23 protein-coding genes are annotated in these 20,002 nt (G+C 62.2%); 20 read left to right on the top strand and 3 right to left on the bottom strand.

From position 1 onward, the window contains the following. The first annotated feature begins 149 nt into the window (after positions 1-149). From coxB to BLW50_RS20135, 8 genes are all read left to right on the top strand, one after another. Positions 150-962 (top strand): cytochrome c oxidase subunit II, encoded by an 813-nt coding sequence (coxB, locus tag BLW50_RS20170; RefSeq protein WP_090705861.1) that lies wholly within the window; start codon positions 150-152, stop codon positions 960-962. 46 nt (positions 963-1,008) lie between these two features. Beyond that, the gene (gene ctaD / locus BLW50_RS20165; RefSeq protein WP_090705859.1) at positions 1,009-2,679 is read left to right on the top strand and encodes a cytochrome c oxidase subunit I; all 1,671 of its coding nucleotides are present in this window, start codon (positions 1,009-1,011) and stop codon (positions 2,677-2,679) included. Positions 2,680-2,745: 66 nt separating this feature from the next. Then, complete coding sequence (locus BLW50_RS20160; protein ID WP_090705856.1) at positions 2,746-3,675, top strand: heme o synthase; 930 nt, start codon at positions 2,746-2,748, stop codon at positions 3,673-3,675. 9 nt (positions 3,676-3,684) lie between these two features. Then, positions 3,685-3,864 carry a hypothetical protein gene (locus tag BLW50_RS20155; RefSeq protein WP_090705854.1) on the top strand — a complete coding sequence of 60 codons (180 nt, stop codon included), beginning with the start codon at positions 3,685-3,687 and terminating at the stop codon, positions 3,862-3,864. 8 nt (positions 3,865-3,872) lie between these two features. Beyond that, positions 3,873-4,496, top strand: a complete 624-nt coding sequence (locus BLW50_RS20150) for a cytochrome c oxidase assembly protein (RefSeq protein ID WP_090705852.1) — start codon at positions 3,873-3,875, stop codon at positions 4,494-4,496. Positions 4,497-4,537: 41 nt separating this feature from the next. Further along, positions 4,538-5,401, top strand: coding sequence for a cytochrome c oxidase subunit 3 (locus BLW50_RS20145; RefSeq protein ID WP_090705849.1), 864 nt, complete (start codon positions 4,538-4,540; stop codon positions 5,399-5,401). 62 nt (positions 5,402-5,463) lie between these two features. After that, positions 5,464-5,841, top strand: coding sequence for a DUF983 domain-containing protein (locus BLW50_RS20140; RefSeq protein WP_090705847.1), 378 nt, complete (start codon positions 5,464-5,466; stop codon positions 5,839-5,841). Then, complete coding sequence (locus BLW50_RS20135) at positions 5,838-6,569, top strand: SURF1 family protein (protein ID WP_170850266.1); 732 nt, start codon at positions 5,838-5,840, stop codon at positions 6,567-6,569. Before BLW50_RS20140 ends, BLW50_RS20135 begins: the two co-directional genes overlap by 4 nt. A gap of 12 nt (positions 6,570-6,581) precedes the next feature. Here the strand turns inward: BLW50_RS20135 and BLW50_RS20130 are convergent, their stop codons facing one another. Then, positions 6,582-7,871 (bottom strand): class I SAM-dependent RNA methyltransferase, encoded by a 1,290-nt coding sequence (locus tag BLW50_RS20130; RefSeq protein ID WP_090705845.1) that lies wholly within the window; start codon positions 7,869-7,871, stop codon positions 6,582-6,584. Between the two features lie 39 nt (positions 7,872-7,910). Continuing rightward, positions 7,911-8,657 (bottom strand): TlyA family RNA methyltransferase, encoded by a 747-nt coding sequence (locus tag BLW50_RS20125; RefSeq protein WP_090705844.1) that lies wholly within the window; start codon positions 8,655-8,657, stop codon positions 7,911-7,913. Between the two features lie 63 nt (positions 8,658-8,720). Here BLW50_RS20125 and BLW50_RS20120 point away from each other — a divergent pair, with 63 nt between their 5' ends. The 8 genes from BLW50_RS20120 (at position 8,721) to BLW50_RS20085 (ending at position 15,427) form a co-directional block, all read left to right on the top strand. After that, positions 8,721-8,933: a hypothetical protein gene (locus tag BLW50_RS20120; RefSeq protein WP_139267689.1), complete on the top strand. Its 213-nt coding sequence runs from the start codon at positions 8,721-8,723 to the stop codon at positions 8,931-8,933. Between the two features lie 80 nt (positions 8,934-9,013). Next, a complete protein-coding gene (murA, locus tag BLW50_RS20115) occupies positions 9,014-10,309 on the top strand; it encodes a UDP-N-acetylglucosamine 1-carboxyvinyltransferase (protein WP_090705837.1) in 1,296 nt (431 codons plus the stop codon). Positions 10,310-10,368: 59 nt separating this feature from the next. Continuing rightward, complete coding sequence (locus BLW50_RS20110; RefSeq protein WP_090705835.1) at positions 10,369-10,833, top strand: DUF2948 family protein; 465 nt, start codon at positions 10,369-10,371, stop codon at positions 10,831-10,833. A gap of 47 nt (positions 10,834-10,880) precedes the next feature. Beyond that, positions 10,881-12,176 carry a histidinol dehydrogenase gene (gene hisD / locus BLW50_RS20105; protein ID WP_090705833.1) on the top strand — a complete coding sequence of 432 codons (1,296 nt, stop codon included), beginning with the start codon at positions 10,881-10,883 and terminating at the stop codon, positions 12,174-12,176. 19 nt (positions 12,177-12,195) lie between these two features. Then, positions 12,196-12,675, top strand: a complete 480-nt coding sequence (locus tag BLW50_RS20100; protein WP_090705831.1) for a UPF0262 family protein — start codon at positions 12,196-12,198, stop codon at positions 12,673-12,675. Between the two features lie 21 nt (positions 12,676-12,696). Further along, on the top strand, positions 12,697-13,155 hold the full coding sequence (locus BLW50_RS20095) for an arsenate-mycothiol transferase ArsC (protein ID WP_090705829.1): 459 nt from the start codon (positions 12,697-12,699) through the stop codon (positions 13,153-13,155). 80 nt (positions 13,156-13,235) lie between these two features. After that, positions 13,236-14,192, top strand: a complete 957-nt coding sequence (gene ispH / locus BLW50_RS20090) for a 4-hydroxy-3-methylbut-2-enyl diphosphate reductase (protein ID WP_090705827.1) — start codon at positions 13,236-13,238, stop codon at positions 14,190-14,192. 89 nt (positions 14,193-14,281) lie between these two features. Further along, a complete protein-coding gene (locus tag BLW50_RS20085) occupies positions 14,282-15,427 on the top strand; it encodes a mechanosensitive ion channel family protein (RefSeq protein WP_090705825.1) in 1,146 nt (381 codons plus the stop codon). Here BLW50_RS20085 and BLW50_RS20080 read toward each other — a convergent pair. After that, positions 15,362-16,318, bottom strand: coding sequence for a DMT family transporter (locus BLW50_RS20080; protein WP_244544326.1), 957 nt, complete (start codon positions 16,316-16,318; stop codon positions 15,362-15,364). The genes BLW50_RS20085 and BLW50_RS20080 overlap by 66 nt on opposite strands. 150 nt (positions 16,319-16,468) lie before the next feature. On the opposite strand from BLW50_RS20080, the gene BLW50_RS20075 reads away from it, so the two are divergent. The 4 genes from BLW50_RS20075 to BLW50_RS20060 all read left to right on the top strand — a co-directional run bounded on the left by BLW50_RS20075 (position 16,469) and on the right by BLW50_RS20060 (position 19,830). Next, positions 16,469-17,434 carry a homoserine kinase gene (locus tag BLW50_RS20075; RefSeq protein ID WP_090705823.1) on the top strand — a complete coding sequence of 322 codons (966 nt, stop codon included), beginning with the start codon at positions 16,469-16,471 and terminating at the stop codon, positions 17,432-17,434. Beyond that, positions 17,431-17,886 carry a ribonuclease HI gene (rnhA, locus tag BLW50_RS20070; RefSeq protein ID WP_090705821.1) on the top strand — a complete coding sequence of 152 codons (456 nt, stop codon included), beginning with the start codon at positions 17,431-17,433 and terminating at the stop codon, positions 17,884-17,886. The genes BLW50_RS20075 and rnhA overlap by 4 nt, the downstream gene beginning before the upstream one ends. Positions 17,887-17,968: 82 nt before the next feature. Further along, entirely contained in the window at positions 17,969-18,370 is a 402-nt protein-coding gene (gene msrB / locus BLW50_RS20065) for a peptide-methionine (R)-S-oxide reductase MsrB (protein WP_090705819.1), read from the top strand. Positions 18,371-18,408: 38 nt separating this feature from the next. Continuing rightward, positions 18,409-19,830: a protein adenylyltransferase SelO gene (locus tag BLW50_RS20060; protein ID WP_090705817.1), complete on the top strand. Its 1,422-nt coding sequence runs from the start codon at positions 18,409-18,411 to the stop codon at positions 19,828-19,830. The last annotated feature ends 172 nt before the right edge of the window (positions 19,831-20,002 follow it).

The following is a 20,002-nucleotide window of genomic DNA, read 5'->3' as shown; positions in this document are numbered from 1 at the left end:
CCTGATGGGCCGCTGGCGGTTTGCCGGCTCGACTGACAGGCTGTAAATCGTCATTCGTTTTGACGGGAGCGGCGACTTTCATGACATCAAGAATTTTCCGCGCAGGCGTGCTCCGGTCAGTCGCAGGATCTTTGGCCGCGATCGGGGCAATGACTGCGGCTTGGCCGGCGCTGGCGCAGGGTTTCGTTGGCGCTCCGCGCCCCGGTGGGATGAGCCTGCCGGAATCGGTGACTGTGATCGGTCACGAGATCGATTTCTTCCACAACGCCATCCTGCTGCCGATCATCACGGTGATCTGCCTGTTCGTTTTGGCGCTGCTCATCTACATCGTCGTTAAGTTCAACGCTAAGGCCAACCCGGTGCCGTCGAAGACGACGCACCATGCGCTCCTGGAAGTGGCTTGGACGGTCCTGCCGGTGCTGATTTTGCTCGGTATCGCCATCCCGTCGTTCCGTCTGCTCAACCACCAGCTCATCATTCCCGATGCGGACATGACGGTGAAAGTCACCGGCAACGCGTCCTGGGCCTGGACCTACTCCTATCCGAAGGATGAAGGCGGCGGTTTCGAGTTCCAGTCGCGCCTGCTCGATCAGGACACGCTCGCCCCCGGCAAGCTGCGCCTCCTCGACGTCGACAATGAAGCGGTCGTTCCGGTCAACAAGATCATCCGCATGCAGGTCACCGCTGATGTGGTCGGCATCATTCATTCGTTCGTCGTTCCCGCCTTCGGCGTGCGTATCGACGCGGTGCCCGGTCGTCTGAACGAGACCTGGTTCAAGGCCGAGAAGGAAGGCATCTACTACGGTCAGTGCTCCAAGCTCTGCGGCAAGGACCACGCCTATATGCCGATCGTGTTCCGCGTGGTCAGCGAAGAGGCTTACAAGACCTGGCTTGCCGAAGGTCAGAAGAAATTCGCAGAAGTTGAATCTCCGGTCCGCCTCGCGGCGGCCGTGGGTAACTGATCGCGCCACAGCTTGATGTAGTCGAAGGTTTTCAAGGAATACGAACATGGCAACTCACGCAGCCACCCACGACGACCATCATGACGATGCGCACCCGCTGCCGACAGGCTGGCGGCGCTGGTTGTATTCGACCAACCATAAAGACATCGGCACGCTCTATCTGATCTTCGCGATCTTCGCCGGCCTCATCGGTACGGCGCTGTCTATCGCCATGCGTGCCGAACTCGCGGGCACTGGCGTCCACATCTTCCCGTGGATTTCCAAGATGCTGACGGGCGACGGTTCGCTCGATCACGCCAAGCATCTCTACAACGTGTTCATCACCGGCCACGGCGTCATCATGATCTTCTTCATGGTCATGCCGGCGCTGATCGGCGGCTTCGGTAACTGGTTCGTGCCGCTGATGATCGGCGCGCCCGACATGGCCTTCCCGCGGATGAACAACATCTCGTTCTGGCTGCTGCCGGCGTCGTTCTCGCTGCTCCTGATCTCGATGTTCGTCGATGGTCCGCCGGGCATGCACGGTTTCGGCGGTGGCTGGGTGATGTATCCGCCGCTGTCGTCCAATGCTGGTCACCCCGGCCCGGCGATGGATTTCGTCATTCTGTCGCTGCATTTGGCTGGCGCGTCCTCGATCCTCGGCGCCATCAACTTCATCACCACCATCTTCAACATGCGCGCGCCGGGCATGACCCTGCACCGCATGCCGCTGTTTGCCTGGTCGGTGCTGATCACGGCCTTCCTGCTGGTTCTGTCCCTGCCGGTTCTCGCCGGTGGCATCACCATGCTGCTGACCGATCGTAACTTCGGCACCACCTTCTTCAATCCGGAAGGCGGCGGCGACCCGATCCTGTTCCAGCATCTGTTCTGGTTCTTCGGTCACCCGGAAGTGTACATCCTGATTCTGCCCGGCTTCGGCATCGTCAGCCACATCGTCTCGACCTTCTCGCGGAAGCCGATCTTCGGCTACCTCGGCATGGCCTATGCGATGGTCGCCATCGGCTTCGTCGGCTTCGTCGTGTGGGCTCACCACATGTACACGGTCGGCCTGTCGCTCAACACGCAGCGTTACTTCGTGTTCGCGACCATGGTCATCGCGGTTCCGACGGGCGTGAAGATCTTCTCGTGGATCGCCACCATGTGGGGCGGCTCCATCACCTTCCGTCTGCCGATGATCTGGGCGATCGGCTTCATCTTCCTGTTCACGGTCGGTGGCGTCACCGGCGTCGTGCTGGCCAATGCCGGTATCGACCGTCAGTTGCACGAAACCTATTATGTCGTCGCGCACTTCCACTACGTGCTGTCGCTGGGCGCCGTGTTCTCGATCTTCGCCGCGTTCTACTACTGGTTCCCGAAAATGTCGGGCTACATGTACAACGAGACGCTCGGCAAGATTCACTTCTGGATGATGTTCATCGGCGTCAACCTGACGTTCTTCCCGCAGCATTTCCTCGGCCTCGCCGGCATGCCGCGTCGTTACGTCGACTACCCGGATGCGTTCCTGCTGTGGAATGAGGTGTCGTCCTACGGCTCCTACATTTCCGGTCTGAGCGTGCTGCTGTTCCTCTACATCGTCTGGCAGACGTTCGCGCGTAAGATCCCCGCCGGTGCCAATCCGTGGGGCGAAGGCGCCACCACGCTGGAATGGACGCTGCCGTCGCCGCCGCCGTTCCATCAGTATGAGACGTTGCCGCGTATCACCGGCTCGGACCACTAATAAGTCGGCCCCCCTTGGGCCGACCTCCTTTAGGCAAAGCGCCATTGCGCGCAGCAGGTTGAGTAAATGAGTCTCGTCAGCGACCAGAACGGTTTCGATCCTGCGCTCGTGTCGCTGGCGGGCCCGGGCGACTATTTCGCGCTGCTCAAGCCGCGCGTCATGTCACTGGTCGTCTTCACGGCGCTCGCTGGCCTGCTGATCGCTCCGGTCAAGATCAATCCGGTGCTGGGCTTCACCGCGCTTCTCGCCATCGCCATCGGCGCTGGCGCCTCGGGCGCGTTGAACATGTGGTACGACGCCGATATCGACGCGGTGATGAGCCGCACGAAAACCCGGCCGATCCCCTCGGGCCGGGTGCAGCCGGGCGAAGCCCTGGCGTTCGGTCTCATCCTGTCGGCGTTCTCGGTCGTTCTGCTCGGCATCGCCACCAACTGGCTGGCGGCGAGCCTGCTCGCCTTCACCATCTTCTTTTATGCCGTCATCTATTCGATGTGGCTGAAGCGTTCGACGCCGCAGAACATCGTCATTGGCGGCGCCGCCGGTGCTTTTCCGCCGGTTGTCGCCTATGCGGCCGCCACGGGCAGCGTCAGCCTGTCGAGCGTTCTTCTCTTCGCCATCATCTTCATCTGGACGCCGCCGCATTTCTGGGCGTTGGCGCTGGTCAAGTCGAAGGATTACGCCGCCGCCGGCGTGCCGATGATGCCGAATGTCAAAGGGCCGGATCACACGCGGCTCGAAATTCTTCTCTACACGATTCTGCTGGCGCCGCTCGGCGTGTCGCCTTGGTTCTTCGGTTTCGCCTCGCCGGTCTATGGTGTTATCGCGGCGGTGGCGGGGCTCGCCATGCTGGCGCTCGCCGTGCGGGTCTGGCTTGTGCGCACCGGTGCCTCGGCCGATCGGGCCGCCATGCAGCTTTTCGGTTTCTCGATTCTCTATCTTTTCGTTCTCTTCGCCGTCGTCGTCGTCGAGAATTGTCTCGCCCGATGGGGATTCTGAGTGAGCGCCATGGTTGATCAACCCGCCCAGAACGACAATCCTCCCGGTATCCGGCTCACGCCTGAGCAGGAGAAGCGCCGCCGCGCGCGCAATCTGGCTTTGGGCCTGACCATCGGCTTCGTCGCCTTGCTGTTCTACGTCATCACCTGGGCCAAGCTTGGCGCGGGCGTGTTCGATCGGCCGTTGTAGGAAAAGCTATGAGCGAACTTCCGGACGACCCAAAGCAAAGCAAGACTCAGAGCAAGTCGCCGCAGGCGCGGGCGCATCGCCGCATTGCGATTGCCGTTACTGGCACCTCGTTGTTCATGCTCGGCATGTCGTTTGCCGCTGTGCCGCTCTATGAAATGTTCTGCAAGACCACCGGTTTCGGCGGTACCCCGATCATTGCCCAAGGGCCGGCAACAGGTCTTGGCGAACGCACGCTGACCGTGCGCTTTGACGCCAATGTCGGCGGTGGCATCCCGTGGACCTTCGAACCCGAGATCGGCCAGATGCGGCTGCGCACGGGCGAAACCGCGACGGTGTTCTACAAGGCGGTCAACCGCTCCGATAAGCCGGTGACGGGCATCGCCACTTACAATGTCGCGCCTGACCAGGTCGGCGGCTTCTTCAACAAGATCTCCTGCTTCTGCTTCACCGAACAGACACTCGGCCCCGGCGAGAGCATGGATATGCCCGTCGTGTTCTATCTCGATCCGGCGCTCGAAAAAGAAGAGACGATGAGACAGGTGCAGAGCCTGACCCTGTCGTACACGTTCATGCCCGTCCGCCAGAAGTCGCCCGTTGCGGCGGCGAAGGAAGCGGATAAGGCCAATCTCTAACAAGATCATCTAAGACCATCTACGACCCAACGAGGACGCTCATGGCTGACGGCCACGCCAAACCGAACCACGATTATCACCTCGTCGATCCGAGCCCATGGCCGCTGATCGGCTCGATCTCGGCTTTCCTGTCGGCGGTCGGCGCCATCATGTGGATGAAGGGCATGATGATGTTCGGCCTGAAGCTCGGGCCCTATATCGCGGGCGTCGGCTTTATCGGCATCCTCTACGTCATGGCCGCCTGGTGGGCCGACGTGACGCGCGAGGCGCAAGGCGGTTTCCATACCCGCGTCGTGCAGATTCATCATCGCTACGGCATGATCATGTTCATCGCCTCCGAGGTGATGTTCTTCGTGGCGTGGTTCTGGGCGTTCTTCGATGCCAGCCTGTTCCCGAACGAGGCGCATCAGGTGGCGCGCGCCGAATTCCTCGGCGGTGTCTGGCCGCCGAAGGGCATCGAAGTGTTCGATCCCTGGCATCTGCCGCTTCTTAACACGCTGATCCTGCTGACGTCGGGCACCACCGTCACCTGGGCGCATCACGCGTTGCTGCATGGCGATCGCGATGGTCTCAAGAAGGGCCTGTGGCTGACGGTCATCCTCGGCGCCATCTTCACCTGCGTGCAGGCGTATGAATATGCGCACGCGCCGTTTGGCTTCAAGGATTCGATCTACGGCGCCACCTTCTTCATGGCGACGGGCTTCCACGGGTTCCACGTGCTGGTCGGCACCATCTTCCTGCTGGTCTGCCTGTTCCGCACCTATGCCGGCCATTTTACACCGACACAGCATCTCGGCTTCGAATTCGCCGCCTGGTATTGGCACTTCGTCGACGTGGTGTGGCTGTTCCTGTTCTGCTGCATCTATGTCTGGGGCAATCACGGCGCCCCGATCGCCGGGCACTAAAGCCGGCGCTGACATAACAACAAGGGCGGCGCTGAGCCGCCCTTTCTGTTTCGGAGGTCGAGATGGATTTTGACGGGCACTATCCGCCGCAGTCGCCGTATTCGACCGGGCTCGCTGGGCGCTGCCCTCGCTGTGGGCAAGGTCGGCTGTTCACCAGCTTCATCAATCTGGCGCCGAAATGCGACGCCTGCGGGCTCGACTATAAATTCGCGGATTCCGGCGATGGTCCGGCGGTTTTCGTCACCTTGTTCGCGGGCTTTCTCGTGCTCGGCGCGGCACTGTGGACGGAACTGAATTACGAGCCGCCGTTCTGGGTTCATATGGTGATCTTCATGCCGCTGACGCTCATCGTCTGCCTCGGTCTGTTGCGACCGCTGAAGGGGCTGCTCGTCGCCCTGCAATATCGCAACAAGGCGGAACAGGGCCGTCTCGAGCCATGAGTGCTGACCGGGCGATGCGCGCCCGCTCGCTCCTGCTGCCGGCGGTATTCGCTCTGGCCGCTTTTGCGTTCCTGATGTCGCTGGGCTTCTGGCAATTGCAGCGGCTGGCTTGGAAGGAAGGGCTGCTCGCCCAGATCGCCGAACGTCTCAACGCGCCGCCGCAGCCTTTGCCGTCGTCTTGGTCTTCGCTGTCACAGGCTGCGGACGAATACCGGCACGTGACGGTGAAAGGTGTTTTCGATCACGACAAGGAAGCCTTTGTCTTTCGCACCGCAGGTTCCGGCCTGGGCGAAGCGGGCTTCTATGTATTGACGCCGCTAAGGCTTGAAAGCGGCGGCTCGATTCTCGTCAATCGCGGCTTCGTGCCGGAGCGTCTGCGCGATCCGGCGCAGCGTGTGGCCGATCAGGTGACAGGCAACGTCACTCTGTCGGGTGTGTTGCGCTGGCCGGAAGACCGCAACATGTTCACGCCATCAGACGATCCGGCGCAGCACACTTGGTACACGCGCGATCCGCCGGCCATCGCCAAGGCTTTGGGCTTGAACGACGCGGCGGTTTTTTCGCTCGATGCCGATCCGAATGCCCAGGGTGCGGTGTTGCGCGGCGGCGCCACCACCGTCAACATCCACAACGATCATCTGTCCTACGCGTTCACCTGGTTCGGCCTAGCGGTGACACTGCTGGTCATCTTTGCTCTGGTGGCCTGGCGCCGCCTGCGCGCCGGTTGATACAACGCAACTCTAACCCAGTATGCTGCGTTTGCGTTTGATCGCCCGCGAGGACTGTTTGCGGAAGGTGGCGACGACCTCGACATGGGGCGAGTGCCGAAACTGATCGACCGGCGTGACCGTGCCGAGCGTATAGCCGCCCTCGATCAGGATGCTCGCGTCGCGGGCGAAGGTCTGCGCATTGCACGACACCGCGACGATCACAGGCACGTCCGATTGCGCCAACGCCTTGGCCTGCGTTTCCGCGCCGGCCCGTGGCGGGTCGAAGACGACGGCGTCATAATCTTTCAGTTCCGCTACGGCGAGGGGACGTCGAAACAGATCGCGCGCCTGAGCCGTGATCGTCTTCAGGCCGGGCGTGTTATGCGCGGCGCGGCTCAGGGCATTGACCATGGCGGCGTCAGTGTCGACCGCGTGAACCCGCGCTATCTCGGCCAGGCGCAGGGTGAATGTGCCGACGCCAGCGAACAGATCGGCGACAAGGCTGCTCTTGCCGATCGCTTTGCGGACGAGGTCCGCCAGCACCGCTTCGCCCGCTTCCGTTGCTTGCAGAAAAGCCCCTGGCGGCGGGACCAGAATGGCCTGGCCCATGCGCAGGCGTGGCGGCCGGTTCTCGACAATCACTTCGCCATGATTCGACAACCGGGCAAGATTGATGTGCTGCGCCAGTTCGACCATCTGCTGGCGCAAAGGCGGGCTGAGTTTGCCGACGCCACGAATATCGACATCAAGCCCTTCCAGGCTTTCGGTCAACGATATGTCGAGCGGCTTGCCGGTTTGCGCCAGCAATTGCGCGATGCGCCGGGCGATATGGGCCGCGCCGTCCAGCGCCGGTGCCAGGATCGGGCAGGCCTCAATGTCGATGATGTCATGGGCGCGGGCGCGCATGAAGCCGACTTCGATTGTCGTGCGCTCCAGGGCATCGCGCCGGATGCGGGTATGAAACGTGACCCGCCGCCGCCCTGCACCATGGGCGTCGATGAGCGGCGCCACGGTCGCCTCGACGCGCTGATGCGTGAGGGCCGCGCTGACGAGATCTCGTTTCCACTGAGCATAGGGCGCCGGCGCAAGCGTCTGCACGGCGCAGCCGCCGCAGGCGGTGAAATAGGTGCAGAAGGCGGCGATCCGATCGGGGGACGGCTGGAGAATCTTGACCAGCTTGCCCTGGGTGCCGTCGAGTTCGGCTTCGATGACATCGCCGGGGACGGTGTAGGGAACGAAAACCGACGTATTATCATTGACGGCGATGCCTTCGCCGCGCTGTCCGAGGCGTTCGATGGTGAGAGTGCTGGCGCGAAACATGGGGTTGTCTAGCCTGTCCCGGGGCGCAAAGCGAATGGCTTAATCGCGCCGCGCGCCGAGCAGGAACTCCCGGTTGCCGTCGCCGCCTTCGATCGGCGAGGGCAGGAGGCCCAGGCAGCGCCAGCCGAGGCTTTCGACCAGCGTGCGGATTTTCGCGCACACGGCGTCATGCACCAGGGGATCGCGCACCACGCCTTTGTTGACCTTGCCCGGCCCAGCCTCGAATTGCGGTTTGACCAGCACCGCCAACTGCGCCCCCGGCGCTGCCAGCGCCAGAACCGGCGGCAGGACCAGGGCGAGGGAAATGAAGCTGACGTCGCAGACGATCAGATCTGGCGCTTCCACGACGCCGGCTTCCGAGACGAAATCGGCCGGCTTCAGCTGCCGGGCATCGGTGCCTTCGCGGGCCAAAACCCTGGGGTCGTGCTGCAAGCGGGCATGCAATTGGCCATGGCCGACATCAATGGCATGGACACGGGCGGCGCCGCGCGCCAGCAAAACCTCGGTAAAACCGCCGGTCGAGGCCCCAACATCGAGGCAAATGCGGCCTTTCGGGTCGATTCCGAAGCCATCCAGGGCCGCCACCAGCTTCAGCCCGCCGCGCGATACCCAGGGATGGGGAGCGCTGGCGCGGATTTCGACGTCCTCAGGCAGTTCTTCCGAGGGCCGGCGCACCTGTTTGCCGTTGGCGAAGACCAGCCCGGCTTCGATCGCGGCCCGTGCCCGCGCCCGGCTTTCGAAATGGCCGTTCTCGACCAGGACAACATCGGCGCGGCGTCGCGACATAGTGAATTCCCCAAATCGGCGGTGCTCAAATCGGACCACTTGCCCGCCGATCGGCAGGTTTATATGTCATTCCCTATGGCTTCCGACACGAAAACCGAAGGCGAAACGGCCGATTCCGGCGCAAAAGCGCCTGCGCCCAATTCCAAGACCGTGGCCGCCGGGGCGCGCCTGCGCCGCCAGGCCCAGGCGCTGCGGGACAATCTGAAGCGCCGCAAGGACCAGTCCCGCAGTCGCAAGTCGGGGGGCGAGACCAGTGAAGACCGGGAAGATCCGTGATTGGGGCCTCGATCTGGCCGGAATCATGTTAGAAAGGGGGCAACCAGCGTCCGTGGCGGCGCCACCTATTGAGAGTGCAGATGGACCGGATTCGAATCGTCGGCGGGCAGAAACTTAACGGCTCAATTCCAATTTCGGGGGCAAAGAACGCGGCACTGCCGCTGATGATCGCCTCTCTGTTGACCAAGGAAACCCTGGTTCTGGAGAACGTGCCGCGTCTGGCCGACGTGCGCATGTTGATCCGCATCCTCGGCAACCATGGCGTCGATCACATGATCGATGGCAAGCGCAACGGCGACAGCGCCAATGCCGGCCAGACCATCCGCTTCACCGCAGGCGATATCGTCGACACCGTCGCCCCCTATGAACTGGTCTCACGCATGCGCGCCAGCTTCTGGGTGCTGGCGCCGCTTGTGGCGCGCATGGGCGAAGCGCGGGTGTCGCTTCCGGGCGGTTGCGCCATCGGCACGCGCCCGGTCGATTTCTTGCTGCTGGCCATGGAAAAGCTTGGCGCGCAGATCGATATCGACAGTGGCTACGTGGTCGCCAAGGCGCCGAAAGGCCTGCGCGGGGGCGAAATTCATTTCCCCAAAGTCACGGTCGGCGGCACCCATACGGCGCTGATGGGCGCTGTGTTGGCGCACGGCGACTCGCTGATCCGCAATGCCGCCAGCGAGCCGGAAGTGACCGATCTCGCCAATTGCCTTGTCAAAATGGGTGCGCGCATCAAGGGCATCGGCACGTCCGAGCTGGAAGTTTCCGGTGTTGGTTCGCTCAGCGGCGCCCAGCATGCGGTTTTGCCCGATCGCATCGAGGCTGGCACCTTCGCCATGGCGGTGGCGATGGCCGGTGGCGATGTCTTCCTCGAAAACGTCCGGCCTGATCTACTGCAATCGGCGCTCGATCACTTGTCGCAAGCGGGCGCCACCGTCACCTCGAACAATCATGGCATCCGCATTCAGCGCAATGGCGCGGGCATCGCGCCGGTCGATGTGACCACCGATCCGTTCCCCGGCTTCCCGACCGATCTGCAGGCCCAGTTCATGGCCTTGATGACCCGCTCCTCGGGCACGTCGCGGGTCACCGAGACGATTTTCGAGAACCGTTTCATGCACGTGCAGGAACTGGCCCGGCTTGGCGCCAAAATCCGGCTTGATGGCGATACGGCAATTGTCGAGGGCGTGCCGAAGCTGAAGGGGGCGCCGGTGATGGCGACGGACCTGCGCGCCTCGGTGTCTCTTGTCATCGGCGCGTTGGCGGCGGAAGGTGAGACGACGGTCCATCGCGTCTACCATCTTGATCGCGGCTTCGAGCGGCTTGAGCATAAGCTGGCAGGCTGCGGCGCGATGATCGAACGCGTGAGCGATCCGGGCTAGATCGCCCAACGTGACGGGCCAACTAGACGGCCCAACACATAAGCCTATGATATGAACCCATGAACGCGCCGACGAAAACATTCTCCGAACCGCTCCGCCTGTTCGCTCTCGACGGCGAGGACGTGGAAGTGTTGTCGGCCGCCATGCAGGACGCCATCTTCCGCGTCGCCGACATGACCTATCTGCCGGCGCAGCGCCGTTTCGCGCTGGTCGGCTGTCGGTTCGACTGGTTGGCGGCGGCGGCGGGCAAGCCGGAACGCACACGCGCGGGCTTGCATTTCGACAGCGTGCAGAAGGCGGCCCTGTCCGGCTTCGATCAGCATAACCGTGAGACGACGCTCAATCTGCTGGGGATCACCTTCGCCGAAGACGAAGCGCCTGGCGGCATTGTCGACCTCGTGTTCTCCGGCGGTGCGGCGGTGCGTTTGCATGTCGAATGTATCGATGCGCAACTGCGCGATCTTGGTGGGCGCTGGCCGGCGCGCGCCGTGCCCGGGCACCCGCTCGGCGAAACCGATAAATAATTTTCAAGGTTGAGCGCGCCGGAAACGCGCGCGACGAGGAGTTGTGTATGCCTGTGCGGCTGGATATGCGCGATGCTGGGTTCGAGCACGAATTCACAGCGCTGCTTGCCATGAAGCGTGAAGTGTCCGAGGACGTCGACAATGCGGCGCGCGCCATCATTGAGGATGTGGTGGCCCGCGGCGATGCGGCACTGGTGGACCTGTCGCTGAAGTTCGATCGTGTCGATGTGGCCGCTCTTGGCTTGCGCATCTCGCGCCCGGAAATCGAAGCCGCGATTGCCGCTTGCGACAAGACGGCGTTGGAAGCCTTGCACTTCGCCCATCGCCGCATTCTCAGCTTTCATCAGCGGCAACGGCCAAGCGATGTGCATTTCAGCGACGAGGAAGGCGTTGAGCTCGGCTGGCGCTGGAGCGCGGTGGAAGCGGTTGGCCTCTATGTGCCCGGTGGCACGGCGAGCTATCCCTCATCCGTGCTGATGAATGCCGTGCCGGCCAAGGTTGCCGGCGTGCCGCGCATCGTCATGGTGGTGCCGACGCCAGATGGCATCATCAATCCTTTGGTGCTCGCGGCCGCTGATATCGCCGGTGTCGATGAAATCTATCGAGTCGGCGGCGCCCAAGCCATTGCCGCGCTTGCCTATGGCACGCAGACCATTGCGCCGGTGGCGAAGATCGTCGGTCCCGGCAATGCCTTCGTTGCCGCCGCCAAGCGCCGCGTCTTTGGCAAGGTCGGCATCGACATGATCGCTGGTCCGTCGGAAGTTCTTATCCTGGCTGATCGCACCGCTAATCCCGATTGGATCGCCGCTGATCTGTTGGCTCAGGCCGAACATGACGTGGCGGCGCAATCGCTATTAATCACCGACGATGCAGGCCTGGCCGATGCGGTTGTCGGCGCGCTCGAACGGCAATTGGCGACCTTGCCGCGCCGCGACATCGCCGCTGCGAGCTGGCGCGATTTCGGCGCCGTTATTTTGTGCGCGCGCCTGTCTGATGCCATCGGCATCACCGATCGCCTCGCACCCGAACATCTTGAGATCATGTCCGCCGATGCCGATGCCTTGGCGACCAAGGTACGCAATGCCGGCGCCATTTTCATCGGCGGCCATACACCGGAGGCCATCGGCGACTATGTCGGCGGCTCCAATCACGTGCTGCCGACGGCGCGCTCGGCGCGCTTCTCGTCGGGGCTCGGCGTACTCGATTTCATGAAGCGCACGTCGATCCTCAAATGTAGTGCCGACAGTCTGCGCGCTCTCGGGCCGGCGGCCATCGCGCTGGGCAAGGCGGAAGGGCTCGATGCGCATGCGCGCTCGGTCTCCATCCGCCTCAACCTTGGATGATGCAGATCTGGGATGATTTATGACCGCTGAAAATGCGCGCCGGTTGCTTTCTGTGACGCTTGACGAGGCCTCGATCGGCCGAGGCAACGCTGATCAGGAACACGAGCGCATGATCGCGATCTATGATCTGATCGAGGACAGCAATTTCAGCCTGCCGGGCCGCGACGATGGCCCCTATGCGCTACATGTCGCGATCCACGACAAGAAGTTGGCGCTCGAGGTGCGCAGCCGCGAAGGCGAGAGCGTTGTCACCCACATCATCTCGCTGACGCCGTTTCGCCGCATCCTGCGCGATTATTTCGCCATCTGCGAAAGCTATTATGCGGCGATTCGCACGGCGACCCCGGCGCAGATCGAGGCCATCGACATGGGCCGTCGCGGCCTGCACAACGATGGCGCGCATCTGTTTGCCGAGCGTCTCGATGGCAAGGTGGAGTGCGATTTCGACACCGCGCGCCGCCTGTTCACGCTTTTGACCGCGTTGCATCGGAGGGGCTGAATTAATGGCCCGTCGGTGCGCATGAGCGATCCCGCTCCCTCGCCCTTTGCCTCACGCAAACGCCCGCAATCGCTGCTGTTTGCTTGCACCTTCAATGCGGTCCGCTCGCCCATGGCCGAGGCGATCGGCCGCAGCCTGTTCCCGCGCGAGGTCTTCTTTGCCTCGGTTGGCGTGCGCCCGGGCGAGCTGGACCCCTTCGCCGTGGCGGCCATGGCCGAAATCGGCATCGATATCACCCGCCATGTGCCGCGCACCTTCGATGATCTTGAAGATGACAATTTTGATATGATTATCAGCCTGTCGCCCGAGGCTCACCACACGACGCTGGACTATATTCGCACCATGGCGGTTGATGCGTTATACTGGCCAACGATCGATCCGACGGCCGTGCACGGGTCGCGCGAGCAACGGCTCGAAGCCTATCGCAGCGTGCGCGATGGTTTGATGGAAAGAATCACAGAGATGTTCCGCCACGGTTAGTCTTGTACGGTTGGTCTTGCACGGTTGGTCTTGACAGTGTCGCGCGCCGCGCTCCAAGGACACGACACAGGATAGGTTTGATGAGCGAACGCCCGAAACTTCAGATTCTGCTTTGTGCCCCGCGCGGCTTTTGCGCCGGGGTTGTGCGCGCCATTGACACCGTGGAGCGGGCGCTGGAGCTGTATGGGGCGCCGGTCTATGTCCGTCACGAGATCGTCCATAACCGTTACGTGGTCGACAGCCTGCGCGCCAAGGGCGCGATCTTCGTCGATCATCTCGATGAAATTCCCGATACCGAGGCGCCGGTCATCTTTTCCGCCCATGGTGTGCCAAGGGCGGTGCCGGAAGCGGCGCGCCAGCGCAATTTCCTCACCATCGACGCCACCTGTCCGCTTGTCACCAAGGTGCACCGCGAGGCGGAGATCCATGCCCGGCGTGGGCGCACGGTCATCCTCATCGGTCATGACGGCCATCCCGAGGTCGAGGGCACGATGGGACAATTGCCCGACGGCGCCGTCGTGCTCGTCGAGACCGTCGCCGATGTCGAACGGTTGGCGCTGCCCAATCCGGCAAATCTCGCCTGGGCGACGCAGACCACCTTATCGGTTGATGATACCCGCGAGATCGTCGAAGCGCTGACCCAACGTTTCCCGGATATCGTCGGCCCACACAAGGAAGACATCTGCTACGCCACCACCAACCGGCAAGACGCGGTAAAGGCCGTGGCCACCCAGGTTGAGGCGATGATCGTCGTCGGCGCGCCGAATTCGTCCAATTCGCTGCGCTTGCGCGAAGTGGCCGAGCGCGCTGGCTGCGCCATTTCGCTTCTGGTCGAGCGGGCTTCCGACATCGACTGGCCAGTACTGCAAAAGGTGACGCGGGTCGGCATTTCGGCGGGCGCCTCGGCGCCGGAAGTTCTGGTCGAGGAAATTCTCGACGGCTTCCGGGCGCATTTCGACGTGACGGTGGAAACCGTGGTGACGGCGCAGGAGGGCGTGCATTTCCCGCCGCCGCGTGAATTGCGCCAGCGCGCCTAACGCGAAAATCACGTATCGAATAAGGCGGATGGAACCGTCGCAGCGGTGATCGGGTTGTCCCCAAAAGGACAATTCGATGCTTTTCGCCGATGCCCTTGACTGACGCGCTCGCCCAAGTCGAACGTCTGATCGCCTTCTTCCCCATCTGGTTGGTCGATCTGAGCGGGCTGATGCTGTTTGGCGTGCTGGCGATCGTCGCCCATCGCATCATTTTTCAGCGCCTGACCATCATGGTCGCCAATCGCGATCTGTTCTGGCGCTCGCTGGTGTCGCGCACCCAGGGGCCTTCGCGCCTGTTCGCCATCATGGTGGCGTTGGCGCTGGCTCAAGCCGTTTTGCCGCTGTCGACCGGGTTGGCGCGAGCTCTGGCGCATTTTCTGACCATCGCCTTGATCATTTTGCTGGCGTGGATGGCGCAGATCGCGGTGCATATCTGGACGGTGGTTTATCTGCGCCGTTTCAAGCTCGATGCGGAAGACAATCTGCTGGCGCGCAAGCATGTCACCCAATCGAACATCCTGCGCCGCGTCGTCAATCTGCTGATCATCATTATCGCGGTCGCCGCCTGCCTGATGACCTTCGAGCGCGTCTGGCAATATGGCCTCAGTCTGCTCGCTTCCGCTGGTGCTGCCGGCGTTGTCATCGGTCTGGCGCTGCAGCCAGTGTTGAAGAATCTGTTCGCCGGCATTCAGCTTGCCATCACCCAGCCGATCCGTATCGACGATGCACTGCTCGTTGAAGGTGAGTGGGGCAATGTCGAGGAGATCACCTCGACCTATGTGGTCATCCGCATCTGGGATTGGCGCCGGATGGTGCTGCCGTTGAGCTATTTCATCGAGAAGCCGTTCCAGAACTGGACGCGCGAAGGCGCGGCGCTCATCGGTACGGTGATGATCTATCTCGATTATATGGTGCCGATCGATGAATTGCGCCGCAAGGTCGAGGAGATCGCCCGTCGCTCGTCGCTGTGGGACGGCAAAGTGGTCAATGTGCAGATCACTGATTTTAAACAGGCGACCATGGAAGTGCGCATTCTCGTCAGCGCCTCGACGTCGCCGCGCACCTTCGATCTGCGTTGCCAGATCCGTGAGGAACTGATCACGTTTCTACGTGCCGAATATCCGCACGCCCTGCCGCAGATGCGCTTGCAGATGGCGAGCGATCAGCGTTCAGCCGTGCAGCAGCAGAACGATGCCACTCACGATCAGCGCCATACCAATATATTCGCGCCGTGACGTGCCTTGCCTAAACATCCGGCGGGTCACCACCTGCGCCATCAGCACTTCAACGAGCGCCAGCGTGCGCACGGCGGCGGCGGAGGTGAGGGTGAAGGCCATCAACCACAGCTGCGAAGCGAGCGCGCCCATGCCGCCGGCAAACAGCGACTTGCGCCAGTGTATGATGATCGCTTTCAGCAAGGTGCGATCAAAGAGTGCGAGATAGACGATGATCAAGGCGCATTGCATCAGCTGCGCGGCGAGCAAGGCCGTGGTGGCGATGATGACGACATTTGATCCATCGAGGCCGATCAGGCCACCGCGATAGCAAGTGGCTGAAAGAGCGAAGAAGGCGCCGCCCGCCAGCCCCAGGGCTGCCGATTGCCATTCGCCTTTGCTGGTTGGTGTCCCGGCGGCGCGTTTTGGCCAAGACATCAGCATGACGCCGGCGGTGGCGATGATCACGGCGGCGATCGCCGCTGGCGACAGGTGATCGCCCAGAAACATGGCGCCGAAAATCGCCAGGATGATCGGTTCCGTCTTCGTATAGGCGGTGACCACCACAAAGGAGCGTGTCTTCATGCCGGCCAGCATCAGGCCCGTCGCCAAGGCCTGCGCCAGCGCGCCGACGAGCAGCCAGGTCAGGCTGGCCGCCGACAGATGCGGCGGATTCAGGCCGATGACCGCTGTTTCAATCAGGAACAGGACAGCGATGAACGGCAGGCTGAACAGAAAGCGGACATAGGTGGCCCCGGCCGTGCCGAGGGTGGCAGTGAGGTCGCGCTGCATGGCGTTGCGCGCGGTCTGGGCGGCCGAGGCGCCGATGGTGAAAAAGGCCCAAGACCAAGGAAAAATCCAAGAGAAAATCCAGGACGAGGCCCATGCGAAGGCGGCCGACAAACCCAGCATTCCAGCGTTTCTGCTCTGTTATGTTCGATAAATTCGTGTGCCCACCATTCGCCCTAGTTTGACGCCTAGTGTTTGACCTGGCCGGCCCACGTGGCTAACACGGGCGCAAGCGCACGGCAAAACGGCGCGATCCGCTGCCGGAACCCAGAAATGGCCGTCTACACTGAAATTTCCGACGAAGACCTTGCGGTCTTTCTCGTGGGCTACGAGCTTGGTGGCCTGCTGTCCTGCAAGGGTATCGCCGAGGGCGTCGAGAATTCGAATTATCTGCTTCATTGCGAGGCCGGTTTCTTCATTCTCACGCTCTACGAGCGTCGCGTCGTCGAGGCCGATCTGCCGTTCTTTCTCGGCCTGATGGAGCATCTGGCCCGCCGTGGCGTCAATTGTCCGCTGCCCGTGCACAACCGACGGGGCGATGCACTGGGCCGCCTCGCCGGCCGCCCCGCCGTCATCGTCACCTTTCTCGATGGCATGTCGGTGCGTCGACCCGGTGTCCAGCATTGCGCTCAGATCGGTGAAACCCTGGCACAATTGCATGACGCCGGTCGCGATTTCGAGCTGAAACGAGCCAATGCGCTGTCTGTCGGCGGCTGGAATCCGCTGTTTCGCACCGCTGAAGCGCGCGCCGACAGCGTTCTGCCCGGCCTTGCGGTGATGGTTGCCGATGAGCTCTCTCATCTGGAACGCGCCTGGCCACAGCAGCTGCCCGCCGGTGTCATTCACGCCGATCTGTTTCCCGACAACGCCTTCTTCCTTGGCCCCAAATTGTCGGGCGTGATCGATTTCTATTTCGCCTGTAATGATGCTTTAGCCTTCGATCTGGCGATCTGTCTCAACGCCTGGTGTTTCGAGGCCGACATGTCCTTCAACATCACCAAGGGCATGGCGATGATTGACGGCTATCAGAAGATCCGTCCGCTCTCCGGCGCCGAGAAAGAGGCCTTGCCCTTGCTGGCGCGCGGCGCCGCCTTGCGCTTTCTTCTCACCCGGCTGGTGGACTGGCTGAACGTGCCTGATGGCGCCTTGGTGCGGCCGAAAGACCCGATCGAATATGTGAAAAAATTGCGATTCCATCAGCAGGTTCAATCCGTGCGTGACTATGGGCTGCTGAAATGACCGGGCGGGCTACGATTTTTACCGACGGCGCCTGCTCGGGCAATCCGGGGCCGGGCGGCTGGGGTGCCATTCTGCAATGGGGTGAGCGCAGCAAGGAAATGTCCGGCGGCGAAGCCGAGACGACCAATAACCGTATGGAATTGACCGCGGCGATCATGGCGCTCGAGGCGCTGACGCGTCCCTGCAATGTCGATCTCTATACCGATTCCCAATATGTGCGCGGTGGCGTCACCGGCTGGATCAAGAATTGGAAGCGCAACGGCTGGCGCACGGCCGATAAAAAGCCGGTGAAGAATGCCGACCTGTGGCAACGCCTCGATGCGGCGGAACAACCGCACAATGTCGCGTGGCATTGGGTGAAGGGGCATGCCGGTCACGAGATGAACGAACGCGCCGATGAACTGGCCCGCGAAGGCATGGCGCCCTACAAGTCTAAGGCTCGATCAGCCTAGAGCCGGCTCAGCCAATATAGAAAAACCAGAAGCTTCCGCCTATATTGCCGTTATATCCCCTCAAGGAACCTGGGAGTTTCCCATGGATACCAAGCAATATCCGGTCACGCACACAGATGCCGAATGGCGTGAACTTCTGACGCCGGAGCAATTCCACATCATGCGCGAACACGGCACGGAAGCGCCGGGGAGCTGCGCGCTGAACTATGAGAAACGTTCGGGCACATTCACCTGTGTCGGGTGCGATCAACCGCTTTTTGTCTCGAAGCTGAAATTCGAGAGCGGCACCGGCTGGCCGAGCTTCAACGATCCGATCGAGGGCGCGGTGGAGACAACGGTCGATCGTGCCTACGGCATGGTGCGAACGGAAGTGCATTGCAGCCGCTGTGGCAGCCATCTTGGCCACGTCTTCGACGACGGCCCGCCGCCGACTTATCTGCGCTATTGCATCAATGGCGTCGCCATGAACTTCCAGCCTGCCTGATACGACGCCCCAAGAGACAGCCAAGAGCTTGATCACCCATGCCGCTTTCGCCTGATTTTCGTCCTGCGAAGGCGCATGCCGCGCTGGGGCCGGAGTTTTACGATCTCGTTGTCGCCGCCGATTTTCCCAAGCACATCATCCGCCATCGCAACCAGCGCTGGGCCGAGCGGGTGGGCTGCGCCGATTTAACGGATGCCGAATGGATCGCGCATTTCGGGCGCTTCGAGCCGCTGCCGGGCAGTTTCGAACAGCCGATGGCGCTGCGCTATCACGGCCATCAGTTCCGCCACTACAATCCCGATCTCGGCGATGGCCGTGGCTTTCTGTTCGCTCAACTTTATGATCGCGTCGATGGTCGCCTGCTCGATCTGGCGACCAAAGGCAGCGGCCAGACGCCCTGGTCGCGCACGGCCGATGGTCGCCTGACGCTCAAGGGTGGCCTGCGCGAAATCCTGGCGACGGAAATGCTGGAGGCGCTCGGCGTCAACACATCGAAGTCTTTCAGCTTGATCGAAACGGGTGAGGATCTGGTGCGTGGCGACGAGCCTTCGCCGACCCGCTCGTCGGTTCTGGTGCGGCTCAGCCATTCGCATCTGCGCATCGGCACGTTCCAACGCTTTCGCCATCTGCAAGAGGACGCAAATATCGCGCGTCTCCTCGATTATGCGATCACCACCTATATGCCCTCGCTGTGGCGCGACGGCATCGAGGCGCGCGCGGTGGCCTTTCTCGAGGAGGTTTGCCGCCGCGTTGGCGTCATGGGCGCGCAATGGATGCTTGCGGGCTTTGTTCACGGCGTTCTCAACACCGACAATATCAATATCACTGGCGAAAGTTTCGACTACGGCCCGTGGCGTTTTCTGCTGGTGCTCGATCCGCGTTTCACGGCCGCTTATTTCGATGAGAACGGCCTTTATGCCTATGGCGCGCAGCCCGACACTCTGCTGTGGAACTTGGCGCGGCTCGCCGAATGCCTGTTGCCGCTGGCACCGCAAGAGGCTTTGGAGAAAGCCCTGGAAGCCTTCAGGCCAGCTTTTCACGAAGCCTTTCTCGCGGCCTTGATGCGGCGTCTGGGCATCGTCAGCCAGGGCGACGAGAAGGATACGGCGCTGGCGCGCGTCATCTGGCCGTTTCTGCAGAAGACGCGCATGCCGTTCGAACGTTTCTTCTTCGATTGGTATGGCGGCGCGGCGGGCGCGGCGCGGGCCGATGCCGGTCCCATGGCGGCTTTCTATGCTCAGGCCGAATTCGCCCCGGTGCGGGCCGATCTGCTGCGGAGGGAGACCGCCGCTGGGGCCAAAGTCGACCATGCTTATTTCGCCCTCGAAGCTCCCTGTACGATGCTGATCGACGAGGTCGAGGCGGTCTGGGCGCCGATCGCCGCCGCGGATGATTGGTCTGTGTTCCAGGCCAAGCTCGCCACGATCGATATGATGGCCGAAGCTTACGGCGTGCGCTGAGTGGCCCTGCTATTGGCCGCATTCTAGCGACGTAGATTTGAAAGGTTCAAGATTGCGCGCCAATCCTTGCGTTGGGCGTGAAGCGGTCCTACCTTCGGCATGATCCTGATGTGAGCGGCTGTGCGCTCAAGTGATCATGCTGCGATGTCCCCGTCCTGAGAACGGCCGTCGC

Origin of the sequence: Beijerinckia sp. 28-YEA-48, assembly GCF_900104955.1 — a bacterium.
Lineage (GTDB): Bacteria > Pseudomonadota > Alphaproteobacteria > Rhizobiales > Beijerinckiaceae > Terripilifer.
Note: the sequence above shows the minus strand (reverse complement) of the source record. Positions and strands in the feature narration are given on the sequence as shown.

Excerpts from the sequence above, each read along its gene's own strand:
- coxB (WP_090705861.1), top strand. The coding sequence starts at position 150 with ATGACTGCGGCTTGGCCGGCGCTGGCGCAGGGTTTCGTTGGCGCTCCG.
- ctaD (WP_090705859.1), top strand. The coding sequence starts at position 1,009 with ATGGCAACTCACGCAGCCACCCACGACGACCATCATGACGATGCGCAC.
- BLW50_RS20160 (WP_090705856.1), top strand. The coding sequence starts at position 2,746 with ATGAGTCTCGTCAGCGACCAGAACGGTTTCGATCCTGCGCTCGTGTCG.
- BLW50_RS20155 (WP_090705854.1), top strand. The coding sequence starts at position 3,685 with ATGGTTGATCAACCCGCCCAGAACGACAATCCTCCCGGTATCCGGCTC.
- BLW50_RS20150 (WP_090705852.1), top strand. The coding sequence starts at position 3,873 with ATGAGCGAACTTCCGGACGACCCAAAGCAAAGCAAGACTCAGAGCAAG.
- BLW50_RS20145 (WP_090705849.1), top strand. The coding sequence starts at position 4,538 with ATGGCTGACGGCCACGCCAAACCGAACCACGATTATCACCTCGTCGAT.
- BLW50_RS20140 (WP_090705847.1), top strand. The coding sequence starts at position 5,464 with ATGGATTTTGACGGGCACTATCCGCCGCAGTCGCCGTATTCGACCGGG.
- BLW50_RS20135 (WP_170850266.1), top strand. The coding sequence starts at position 5,838 with ATGAGTGCTGACCGGGCGATGCGCGCCCGCTCGCTCCTGCTGCCGGCG.
- BLW50_RS20130 (WP_090705845.1), bottom strand. The coding sequence starts at position 7,871 with ATGTTTCGCGCCAGCACTCTCACCATCGAACGCCTCGGACAGCGCGGC.
- BLW50_RS20125 (WP_090705844.1), bottom strand. The coding sequence starts at position 8,657 with ATGTCGCGACGCCGCGCCGATGTTGTCCTGGTCGAGAACGGCCATTTC.
- BLW50_RS20120 (WP_139267689.1), top strand. The coding sequence starts at position 8,721 with ATGTCATTCCCTATGGCTTCCGACACGAAAACCGAAGGCGAAACGGCC.
- murA (WP_090705837.1), top strand. The coding sequence starts at position 9,014 with ATGGACCGGATTCGAATCGTCGGCGGGCAGAAACTTAACGGCTCAATT.
- BLW50_RS20110 (WP_090705835.1), top strand. The coding sequence starts at position 10,369 with ATGAACGCGCCGACGAAAACATTCTCCGAACCGCTCCGCCTGTTCGCT.
- hisD (WP_090705833.1), top strand. The coding sequence starts at position 10,881 with ATGCCTGTGCGGCTGGATATGCGCGATGCTGGGTTCGAGCACGAATTC.
- BLW50_RS20100 (WP_090705831.1), top strand. The coding sequence starts at position 12,196 with ATGACCGCTGAAAATGCGCGCCGGTTGCTTTCTGTGACGCTTGACGAG.
- BLW50_RS20095 (WP_090705829.1), top strand. The coding sequence starts at position 12,697 with ATGAGCGATCCCGCTCCCTCGCCCTTTGCCTCACGCAAACGCCCGCAA.
- ispH (WP_090705827.1), top strand. The coding sequence starts at position 13,236 with ATGAGCGAACGCCCGAAACTTCAGATTCTGCTTTGTGCCCCGCGCGGC.
- BLW50_RS20085 (WP_090705825.1), top strand. The coding sequence starts at position 14,282 with ATGCCCTTGACTGACGCGCTCGCCCAAGTCGAACGTCTGATCGCCTTC.
- BLW50_RS20080 (WP_244544326.1), bottom strand. The coding sequence starts at position 16,318 with ATGCTGGGTTTGTCGGCCGCCTTCGCATGGGCCTCGTCCTGGATTTTC.
- BLW50_RS20075 (WP_090705823.1), top strand. The coding sequence starts at position 16,469 with ATGGCCGTCTACACTGAAATTTCCGACGAAGACCTTGCGGTCTTTCTC.
- rnhA (WP_090705821.1), top strand. The coding sequence starts at position 17,431 with ATGACCGGGCGGGCTACGATTTTTACCGACGGCGCCTGCTCGGGCAAT.
- msrB (WP_090705819.1), top strand. The coding sequence starts at position 17,969 with ATGGATACCAAGCAATATCCGGTCACGCACACAGATGCCGAATGGCGT.
- BLW50_RS20060 (WP_090705817.1), top strand. The coding sequence starts at position 18,409 with ATGCCGCTTTCGCCTGATTTTCGTCCTGCGAAGGCGCATGCCGCGCTG.